This window comes from Allobosea sp. 05T433, from assembly GCF_056396065.1.
This window is the reverse complement of sequence record NZ_JBFTKS010000008.1, coordinates 245,729-254,970: the sequence shown is the minus strand read 5'-3', so window position 1 is coordinate 254,970 and position 9,242 is coordinate 245,729. Positions and strand designations below refer to the sequence as shown.

Genomic DNA, 9,242 nt, shown 5'->3' with positions numbered 1-9,242 from the left:
CTGCTCGACCTGGCCTGCCGGCGTCGGGCGATGCAGCCGGCGCGGACGCGACGAGCGGTMCGCCAGCCCGGCCATGCCCTCGGCGGCGAAACGGGCGATCCATTTATGGACGGTCTTGAGGCTGACGCCGGCCGCCCTGGCGATCACGCCAGAGGCCGTGCCTGCCGCCGCCATGCGCACGATCCGCTCTCGACCCAACTGCGTCAGACGGGCATTCTTGTGGATGTTCATCCGGGCCTCCTTCGATGGAGACTGAAGCTTCGCAACCTCAGCTTCCTCGCTCGGGACCGGATGGACAACCTATTGAGAGCTCACAGTTAGATCAGCGGGCCGGATACGCGTTCCGGTCCGATGATCCGGAGCCCGATGCCGAAATGTTGCATCAGGTTCTGAGGTCGAGCGTGTCGAGCCGATATTCGCCGCGTTCGTCTGCGTCGAGCTGGGCGACCAGCCCGAGCTCCCAGGCAAGGTAGCGCCGCGCGGCCTCGAGATTGCCGTCGTGCCGGTCGTGCACGAAGAACAGATAGTCGATGGCGTCGACGTCCGCGGGGGCGTAGGGCGAGGTGTCGATGGCAAGCCCCGCAGCGCGCCAATCGCTTGCGTCGCCCGTGACCCGGTGAACCGATGTCGCGCCGCATTCCGCGAGGTCGCGGCTGGCGAGCGCAGTTGCTGTCTCGTCTCCCGCAAGCAGGACGTGCCGGCCCGCCACGGCGGGCAGGCGCGGCCGGATCGACCAGGCGGCGCCCGGCAGATGGCCGGCGCGATAGGCAAGCGAGCCGCGCAGGTCGAGCAGCAGGTCTCCGGCTTGCGCGCGCTCGATCGCCTCACGGGCGCCGATTACAGGTGGCGCGACAAGGTCGGGAGGGGGTTCGGATACCGGCAGGCGCCAGTCGGCCGGCCAGGTCTCGATATCGGGGAGCACATAGGTTTCGTAGCCGAGCTGGCGCAGCCAGAACGCTGCGAGCGCCGCGCGCAACCCGGTATCGTCGGCCAGGATGATGCGCGCGCGGCGGACGCCGATCCAGTGATCCGTGGCCTGAATGAGCTGGCCTCCTGGCGCCGAGGCCGCCGCGGCATGCGGCGTGGCCGCGTGCTCGGCCGGATCGCGCATGTCGAGAAGATAGGTCGTGCGGCCGGGCTCTCCGGCAAGGTCTTCGGCTTTGAGGCGGTCGATCCGCGAAATAGCATGCGTGCGCATGAAGGCATCGGCCCGCAGTCGGCTTGCCGCGCGGTCGATCTGCGGCAAAGGACCGGCGGCAGAGTCATACGCGAGCGCACGGCCCGAGAGCGCCCAGCCCTGCGTCCCGTTTTCCAGGGCAAGCACCACTGCGCCCGGCTGCATCAGCGCCAAACCCGCGGCGCCGATGATGCTGCGCGTCCGCCCGGCGCAGTTGATGATGACGGGGGCTTCCCCCGGGGCGAGTGCGTCCCAGCGATGCGCCGCCTCTCCGTTCGGAAAGGAGCGCGAGCCCGGGATCGTCATCTTCGTGTATTCGCCGGCTGAGCGACCGTCGAGGAGGTGCAGCGGGCGGCCCTGCTCCTGCCAGGCGTCGAGAGTGTCGGGACCGATCGCAGGCACGTGCCAATGCTCCTCGACCAGCTCGCCCAGCGTCTTGCTCGGCAGGTTCACGCCCTTGAACAGGGTGTATCCGGCCGCCGCCCAGGCCGGGGCGCCGCCCGCGATCCAGTCGATACGGCTGTAACCCATCGCGGTGAGCCGCGTTGCGGCGCGCTCGGACACCCCATCGCCCTCGTCGACCAGCACGACCGGCACGTCGCGGCGGGGCACGAGTACCCCGACCAGCGCCTCCAGCCGGCTATAGGGGCAGGGCACGGCGAGGAAGGGGTGGCCTTCGCCGTACTGACCCTGTTCGCGCAAATCGAGACAGGCGATCTCCCCGGGTGCGTGCAGCCTCCGCTTCGCTTCCTGCGGATCGAGCGCCGGCATCAGGCGGCTTCGGCATAGGGCACGGGCTCACGTCCCGAGAAGAAGTCATGGAAGGCGGCGTAGACGAGGTCGGGTCGGTGCTCGGCCGGATAGTGCCCGGTCGGAATGGCCCAGCCGCGCACGCCGTCCGCCCATTCCTGCCAGGCTTCGAGCGGCTTGAAATGCCGGCCGCAATGGCTGTTCGAGCCCCACAGGACGAGGACGGGGCAGGCGATCTTGCGCTTGCCGTAATCCGCCGTGTCCATGGCAAGGTCGAGGGTCACGGTGGCGCGATAATCTTCGCAGACGGCGTGAATCTGCTCCGGGGTCGTGCAGCGCGCGTAGTCAGCCAGCGCCTCGGGCGTGAAGATCTCGAGCCCGACACCCTTCTTGTTGAGCTTGTAGCGGATGTAATAGTCGAGATCGGCGCAGATCAGCCGCTCGGGAAACGGCGCTTTCTGCGCCATGAAGAACCAGTGGTAGGATTCAAGCCCCCAGCCGAGGCTGACATTGGTCAGGACATGATGGGTCGGCACGATGTCGAGAGCGGCCAGCGCGGTGACGCGGTCCGGCTGGTCGAGAGCCATGCGGAAGGCGACGCGCGCGCCCCGGTCGTGCCCGGCGACTGCGAAACGGTCGAATCCGAGCGCGTCCATCACGTCGAAATTGTCCTCGCCCATCGCGCGGAAACTGTAGCCTGCATGATCCTCTCCGCCGTCGGGCTTGGAGCTGTCGCCATACCCGCGCAGGTCGGTCGCGACCACCGTGAAGCTCTGAGCCAGCGATGGCGCAATCTTGTGCCAGCTCGACAGATTGAGCGGGTTGCCGTGGATCAGCAGCAAGGGCGGCCCGCTTCCGGCTATGGCCACCTCGATTTCGGCACCGCGGGTGCGCAGTTTACGCCGCTCGAATCCTGCCATCAGCACGGTGCCATGCGGCAGGAGTGGCGGCAGGTTCGCCCCGGGTTCTGATCGTTCCAGCATCATCGGCATTGCTCCTCATCGGATCCCATGCGATGAATATCATATTGTCGACAATAAGCATCTTGAATCTGAGGGACGTCATGGCCGCCATGCAGGATAAGCCTCGCCTCGGCTTCCTCTTCGGAGACGCGACCGGCATCGGTCCCGAGATCGCGGCCAAGGTTCTCGCCGCAGGCCGCTATCGCGAGCATGTCCGGCTCGTTGCGATTGGTGATCGTCGCGTGCTGGAGCAGGGCGCGCGCGATGCCGGTGTTCAGCTCCGTTGGACCGGCGTGACTGAACGCGACGAGATCGACTGGGATGCTCCCGAGATCCCGCTCGTCGATCTCGGCAATGCCGATCCGGCTCAACTCGGGCGCGGGCAGATATCGGCGGAATCCGGCCGGATCACAGGCGAGACGCTGGCCCGTGCGATCAGCATGGCGCAGGCCGGGGAGCTCGATGCGATCACCTTCGCGCCGCTGAACAAGGCCGCGATGTTCGCAGGTGGCTGGCGCTTTCCCGACGAGCACAAGTTGTTCGCGCATCTGCTCAGGCATCACGGCTATTTCTCGGAAATGAACGTGCTCGACGGCCAGTGGATGTCGCGGGTGACGTCGCATGTCTCGCTGCGCGAAGCCCTCGACCTGATCGATGCGCGCGCGATCACCGATGCGGTCGAACTCGTCGACCGGATGATGAAGCGCGCCGGGATCGTCAGCCCGCGCATCGCGGTGGCCGCACTCAATCCTCACGCCGGCGAGAACGGCCTGTTCGGCCGCGACGAGATCGAGCTAATCCGGCCGACCGTGGAGCGGATCGCGGCTGGAGGCATCAGCTGCACCGGGCCCTATCCGGCCGATACGGTCTATATTCGTGCCTTCGCCGGCGAATTCGACAGCGTTGTGGCCATGTATCACGACCAGGGCCAGATCGCGACGAAGCTCAGGGGCTTCAATCGCGGCGTCACGGTGACGGCGGGGCTCGATGTCGTCTTCACGACGCCAGCGCATGGCACAGCATTCGACATTGTCGGCCAGGGAGTGGCCTCGCCCGGCGCGCTCCAGAGCGCCGTCGAACTTGCGAGCCGACTGGCGACAGTCCGCGTCGCCGCCTGAACCGCCGGGCGGGTCGCGACGATGCCGCTATCCGCAGGGCGCCGGTCAGCTGGCGGCGTGAGCGAGATTGTCGCCGCGGAGCGCCTCCAGCACTGCATCAGTCACCGAGCGCGTGGTCGCCGCGCCGCCGAGATCCGGCGTGTGGTTTGCCGGGTCAGCCGTGACGCGCTCGATTGCGCGCATCAGCCGCGCGGCTGCGTCCGCCTCGCCGAGATGGTCGAGCATCATCACGGCGGACCAGAAGCTGGCGATCGGATTGGCAATGCCCTTGCCGGTGATGTCGAAGGCGGAGCCGTGGATCGGCTCGAACATCGAGGGAAAGCGGCGCTCGGGGTCGAGATTGGCGGTGGGGGCAATGCCGATCGAGCCGGCGAGGGCTGCGGCGAGGTCGGACAGGATGTCGGCATGAAGATTCGTCGCGACGATCGTGTCGAGGCTCCGCGGCTTCAGTGTCATGCGGATGGTCATGGCGTCGACCAGCATCTTGTCCCAGGTCACGTCGGGAAACTCGCGCGCCACTTCGGCGGCGATCTCATCCCACATCACCATGCCGTGGCGCTGTGCGTTCGACTTGGTGACGACGGTCAAGAGTTTGCGGGGACGAGAGCGCGCCATTTCGAAGGCGAAGCGCATGATGCGCGTGACCCCGCCGCGGGTGAAGATCGAGACCTCGGTCGCGATCTCCTCGGGTTGCCCGCGATGCGAGCGCCCGCCCTGGCCGGCATATTCGCCCTCCGAATTCTCGCGCACGATCACCCAGTCGAGATCATCCGGAGCCACGCCGCGCAGGGGCGGCTCGATGCCCGGCAGGATGCGCGTCGGGCGCACATTCGCGTATTGGTCGAAGGGCTGACAGATGGCCAGCCTCAGGCCCCATAGGGTGACATGATCGGGCACATCGGGCGCGCCGACGGCACCGAAATAGATCGCGTCGCAATCGCGGATGCGGTCGAGCCCGTCTTCGGGCATCATCCGGCCATGGCGCTTGAAGTAGTCCGAACCCCAATCGAAATGGGTGAAGTCGAACGCGAAACTGCCGGACCGGGCGGCGCAGAGCGACAGGACTTCGAGACCCGCCTCGATCACCTCGGCGCCGATCCCGTCGCCGGGAATGGCGGCAATCCTGTAGGTTTTCATCAGACGGCTCCGTCCTTGCGTTCGAATTATTGCCTATTGTCGACAATTATAGAGCTGTGTCGGAAATAGTCTACCGGCTGGGCAAGGAAAACCGCTGCGCTCATAGCCTCGGGTATCCCCGACGGATTGTCGGCCTGCGCCTGGGCTCGTCCGAATGTCTTTTTTTTGGTTGGGTGCTTGACTAATAGATAGCATACTACATATATGCGTTCTATGGACGATGCCCAACCTGGATTCGAGCGCAGCTTCCTGACGGAGCTGTCGACGGCCGGCCGCAAATTGCGAACCCTGTTCGATCGCCTTGTGCGCCAGCGCGGCCTGACCTTGTCGCGCGCGCGCGCGTTGCTTCATCTCTCGCGCTGTCCGGCGATCAATCAGACGGAACTCGCCAGTCTGCTGGAGGTCGAGGGCCCGACCGTCGTGCGCCTGCTCGACGGGATGGAGAAGAACGGCCTGATCGAGCGAAGCGCCATCGACGGCGATCGGCGGGCGAAACAGATCAGCCTGACCCCCGCCGCGCAGCATCAGGTCGAGGAGATCGAGGAGATCTCCGGCGAGATCGGCCGCGACGTGTTGCGCGAGATCGATCCTGCCGAACTCGAGATCGCGATCCGCGTGCTTCGGCAGATGATCCGCAATATGGAGCCGGCGTCCTGAGGCCCATGGCCGTGGCAATGACCGACGAAGCGGAAGCGCGGCCCGAAGGCCAGGCGGATCATCCGCCTGCGACAGTCCAAGAGCCTCCCGCCCCTGAGAGCTCGGCTCTGCTGCCGGCAAAGCCCTTTGCCGTCGCCGCGGCCTATGTCGCGGCCGCCGCCCTTCTGATTGGCACGCAGGGCCTCGGCATGAACTTCGTCGCTGCCAATACCAATCAAATCCAGGGTGCCTTCGGCGCGACGCAGCTTGAGATCAATTGGCTGATCGCCGCCTATATGGCGCCGAATGTCAGCCTGACCCTGATCCTGACCAAGGTCCGGACGCAGTTCGGGCTGCGCCGTTTCGCCGAGCTCGGCATCTGCATCTTCGTCGCCGCCTCGCTTCTGCATCTCATCGCGCATGATCTGCATTCGGCGATCGGGGTCCGCTTCCTCGCGGGCATGGCCGCCTCGCCGATATCGACACTCGGCTTCCTCTACATGCTCGAGGCCTTTCCTCCGGCCAGGAAGATGTCATGGGGCTTGAGCCTGACGCTGACCTGCTCCGCGATCACCCCTACGCTGGCGCGGCTGATCTCGCCGATGCTGCTCGATATCGGTCAATGGCAGGGCCTCTATACGATGGCGATCGGCCTCGCGCTGATTTCGCTTGCCGTGATTTTCTATCTGCCACTGACGCCGATTCCCCATGCGAAGGTCCTGCAGCGGCTGGATTTCATCAGCTACCCCTTGATCGCGATCGGCTTTGGCCTGCTCGCGGTCATCCTGGTGATGGGCCGCCTGGTCTGGTGGCTGGAAGCACCCTGGATCGGCTGGTGCCTTGCCCTGGCAATCCTGTCGCTCGGGCTTGCGGTGGCAATCGAGATCAATCGCGAGACGCCGCTGCTGAATGTGCGCTGGCTGATGAGCCGGGAAATGCTCCATATCACGACGGTGCTGCTGGTCTTCCGCATCGTGCTGTCCGAGCAGACTTCGGGTGCACTCGCCCTGTTCCAGAATCTTGGCCTGCTCAATGAGCAGAGCAGGGGGCTATATGTGGTGATCCTGCTGGCTTCGCTGTGCGGCGGGCTCCTTTGCGGCGCCACTCTCAAGCTCGAGCGCGTGCCGCTGCTGCATGGCGTCGCGCTGCTCTGCATTTGCGCCGGTGCCGCCATGGATAGTCAGGCGACCAATCTGACGCGGCCGGACAACATGTATCTGAGCCAGGCCCTGATCGCGTTTGGCGGCGCGCTGTTCCTGCCTCCGGCGATGCTGACCGGTCTCATGGCTGCGCTCCGGCAGGGGCCGGCCTTTATTACCAGCTTCATCGTGGTTTTCCTTTTCACGCAGAGTCTGGGCGGCCTGATCGGTTCGGCTTTCTTCGGCAGCTTCGTCACGCTCCGCGAGAAGTTCCATTCCAGCCTTCTCGTCGAACATTTCTCGCTGTCCGACCCGGCGGTGGCGGAGCGGGTGAGGCAGCTTTCGGCAGTCTATGGAAAGCTGCTCACCGACGGGCGGCTGCTGAATGCCGAGGGCGTCGCCCTGTTCGCCCAGCAGGCCAGCCGCGAAGCCAATATCCTCGCCTATAACGACGCATTCCTGCTCATCGCGGCCCTGGCAGGAGCCGCGCTCGGCGGACTGATCATCCATCTGCTCTACGCAAGACTGCGCAGCGCCAAGTTCTTCTTACGCCCGGCCGAAGCCCTCTGAACCGAAACCAGCCATCATGTCGAAAGCCATTCGCTCACCTGGAACCCTGATTGCGCTGCTGGTCGCCGCAGGCGGTGTGCTGCTCGTGCTTTACGCCTGGCGGCTGCCGCCCTTCGCCAGCTCGGTCGAGAGCACGGAGAATGCCTATGTCAAAGGCCAGGTCACGATCATCAGCCCGCAATTGGCGGGCTATGTGAAGAAAGTCGCGGTTCAGGACTTCGAAACGGTGAAGGCTGGTGATCTCATCGTGCAGATCGACGACCGGATCTACGAGCAGCGTGTGCGGCAGGCGCAGGCCACTCTTGCCGGCCAGCGGGCCAATCTCGCCAATGCCGATCAATCGCAGCGCGCTGCCGAAGCGCGCCTGCGCTCCGGAGAAGCCCAGATCGCCAGTGCGCAGGCGGCGGTCGAAACCGCGGAAGCCAATGCCGGGCGCATCCTCGCCCTGCGCGAGAAGGGGATTTCGACGCAGAGCGCGGCCGATCAGGCCAGTCTGGTGCTCGACCAGGCCCGCGCCAGCCTACGCCAGGCCGAAGCGGCCCTCGATGTCGCCCGGCAGGATCGGCAGTCCATCATCGTCGGGCGCGCCGGGCTGGAGGCAGCCGTGCGCAATGCCGAGGCAGCAGTGCAATTGGCCGCGATCGATCTGCAGAACACCCGCATCCTGGCGCCGCAGGACGGCAAGATGGGCGAGATCGGCGTGCGGCTCGGGCAATATGTTGCTGTTGGCACGCAACTGGCGTCGCTGGTTCCGGCCAGGAAATGGGTGATCGCGAACTTCAAGGAAAACCAGCTCTCCGGGATGAAGATCGGCCAGCCGGTGACCTTTACGGTCGATGCGCTGCATCACGCCTCGTTGACCGGGCATGTCCAGGAGTTCTCGCCAGCCACGGGCTCCGAGTTCAGCATCCTGAAGGCCGACAATGCGACCGGCAATTTTACCAAGATTGCGCAGCGGCTGCCGGTGCGGATCGCGATCGATCACGGCCAGCCTTTGACCGAGGATCTGGCGCCCGGCATGTCGGTCATCGTCAGCATCGACACCGCCACGCCGGTTGAGGCAGCCGTCAACCTATCCAGCGCCGACAAGCAATAACATCGGCGTGCAAGCGACCAGGGGGACAATTGCGGACTTCTGGATCGCCCGCGCTCCAAAATGGCTGCGGTGATCCAGAAATATCCAGTCCCGAAAGCGCCGAAACGGCAGGCGCCAACGGCCGTCAGCTTCGCGGCCGGGTCAGGCGCTGGAGCCTGAGCGCGGGCCGCGCTTGGCGCGCGGTGGCTTCGCGACGACGGGTGCGGCCGGGACCACCTTGGCCTTGCGACCCAGGCCCGATGCCTTTGCAAGGGCGGCCCGGGCCTCGGAATAGTTCGGTGCGACCATCGGATAGTCTGAGGGCAAGCCCCACTTGGTGCGATATTGCTCAGGAGTGAGATTGTAGGCCGTACCCAGATGACGCCTGAGGGATTTGAACGATTTGCCGTCTTCCAGGCAGATGATGGCGTCCGGCGTGACCGACTTCTTGATCGGAACGGCCGGTACGAGCGCGACCGGTGGCGGCGCAGCTTCGGATTTGGCGTCGAGCTGCGCGAACGCTGAATACGTGCTCGCAATCAAGCCAACGAGATCGCTGCGAGGGACATTGTTATGTGCGACGTAGGCCGAAATAACCATCGCCGTCAGATCAATATAATTTTCATCTTCGTTGGCCATGGCTTTTCCCAAATCAGAATATTGCGCCTAGGTCTCATT

The 9,242-nt window shown here is 65.2% G+C and carries 9 protein-coding genes; 4 read left to right on the top strand and 5 right to left on the bottom strand.

All coding sequences use genetic code 11. The features are described from left to right. The 3 genes from AC1DGP_RS14205 to AC1DGP_RS14195 form a co-directional block, all read right to left on the bottom strand. The coding region (locus tag AC1DGP_RS14205) for a leucine zipper domain-containing protein (RefSeq protein WP_476832228.1) at nucleotides 1-231 on the bottom strand (231 nt) is incomplete at its 3' end. Between the two features lie 151 nt (nucleotides 232-382). After that, nucleotides 383-1,948 (bottom strand): rhodanese-like domain-containing protein, encoded by a 1,566-nt coding sequence (locus tag AC1DGP_RS14200; protein WP_441504196.1) that lies wholly within the window; start codon nucleotides 1,946-1,948, stop codon nucleotides 383-385. Continuing rightward, a complete protein-coding gene (locus AC1DGP_RS14195; protein WP_476832227.1) occupies nucleotides 1,948-2,913 on the bottom strand; it encodes an alpha/beta fold hydrolase in 966 nt (321 codons plus the stop codon). Before AC1DGP_RS14195 ends, AC1DGP_RS14200 begins: the two co-directional genes overlap by 1 nt. An 86-nt stretch (nucleotides 2,914-2,999) precedes the next feature. Between AC1DGP_RS14195 and AC1DGP_RS14190 the strand changes: the two genes are divergently transcribed. After that, nucleotides 3,000-4,007 (top strand): PdxA family dehydrogenase, encoded by a 1,008-nt coding sequence (locus AC1DGP_RS14190; RefSeq protein ID WP_441504198.1) that lies wholly within the window; start codon nucleotides 3,000-3,002, stop codon nucleotides 4,005-4,007. Nucleotides 4,008-4,052: 45 nt separating this feature from the next. On the opposite strand, the gene AC1DGP_RS14185 is transcribed toward AC1DGP_RS14190, so the two are convergent. Beyond that, nucleotides 4,053-5,144 carry a tartrate dehydrogenase gene (locus tag AC1DGP_RS14185; RefSeq protein ID WP_441504199.1) on the bottom strand — a complete coding sequence of 364 codons (1,092 nt, stop codon included), beginning with the start codon at nucleotides 5,142-5,144 and terminating at the stop codon, nucleotides 4,053-4,055. A gap of 204 nt (nucleotides 5,145-5,348) precedes the next feature. Here AC1DGP_RS14185 and AC1DGP_RS14180 point away from each other — a divergent pair, with 204 nt between their 5' ends. The 3 genes from AC1DGP_RS14180 to AC1DGP_RS14170 are packed head-to-tail and all read left to right on the top strand — an operon-like array spanning nucleotide 5,349 to nucleotide 8,585. Continuing rightward, nucleotides 5,349-5,801 (top strand): MarR family winged helix-turn-helix transcriptional regulator, encoded by a 453-nt coding sequence (locus AC1DGP_RS14180; RefSeq protein WP_441504200.1) that lies wholly within the window; start codon nucleotides 5,349-5,351, stop codon nucleotides 5,799-5,801. Between the two features lie 17 nt (nucleotides 5,802-5,818). Further along, nucleotides 5,819-7,489 (top strand): MFS transporter, encoded by a 1,671-nt coding sequence (locus AC1DGP_RS14175; protein ID WP_441504201.1) that lies wholly within the window; start codon nucleotides 5,819-5,821, stop codon nucleotides 7,487-7,489. A 16-nt stretch (nucleotides 7,490-7,505) separates the two neighbouring features. After that, nucleotides 7,506-8,585: an HlyD family secretion protein gene (locus AC1DGP_RS14170; RefSeq protein ID WP_441504202.1), complete on the top strand. Its 1,080-nt coding sequence runs from the start codon at nucleotides 7,506-7,508 to the stop codon at nucleotides 8,583-8,585. A 141-nt stretch (nucleotides 8,586-8,726) separates the two neighbouring features. Here the strand turns inward: AC1DGP_RS14170 and AC1DGP_RS14165 are convergent, their stop codons facing one another. After that, nucleotides 8,727-9,203, bottom strand: a complete 477-nt coding sequence (locus AC1DGP_RS14165; RefSeq protein WP_441492145.1) for a Ros/MucR family transcriptional regulator — start codon at nucleotides 9,201-9,203, stop codon at nucleotides 8,727-8,729. Nucleotides 9,204-9,242 lie beyond the last annotated feature (39 nt).

Coding starts and splice junctions, on each gene's coding strand:
- AC1DGP_RS14200 (WP_441504196.1), bottom strand. CDS start 1,948: ATGCCGGCGCTCGATCCGCAGGAAGCGAAGCGGAGGCTGCACGCACCC.
- AC1DGP_RS14195 (WP_476832227.1), bottom strand. CDS start 2,913: ATGATGCTGGAACGATCAGAACCCGGGGCGAACCTGCCGCCACTCCTG.
- AC1DGP_RS14190 (WP_441504198.1), top strand. CDS start 3,000: ATGCAGGATAAGCCTCGCCTCGGCTTCCTCTTCGGAGACGCGACCGGC.
- AC1DGP_RS14185 (WP_441504199.1), bottom strand. CDS start 5,144: ATGAAAACCTACAGGATTGCCGCCATTCCCGGCGACGGGATCGGCGCC.
- AC1DGP_RS14180 (WP_441504200.1), top strand. CDS start 5,349: ATGCGTTCTATGGACGATGCCCAACCTGGATTCGAGCGCAGCTTCCTG.
- AC1DGP_RS14175 (WP_441504201.1), top strand. CDS start 5,819: ATGACCGACGAAGCGGAAGCGCGGCCCGAAGGCCAGGCGGATCATCCG.
- AC1DGP_RS14170 (WP_441504202.1), top strand. CDS start 7,506: ATGTCGAAAGCCATTCGCTCACCTGGAACCCTGATTGCGCTGCTGGTC.
- AC1DGP_RS14165 (WP_441492145.1), bottom strand. CDS start 9,203: ATGGCCAACGAAGATGAAAATTATATTGATCTGACGGCGATGGTTATT.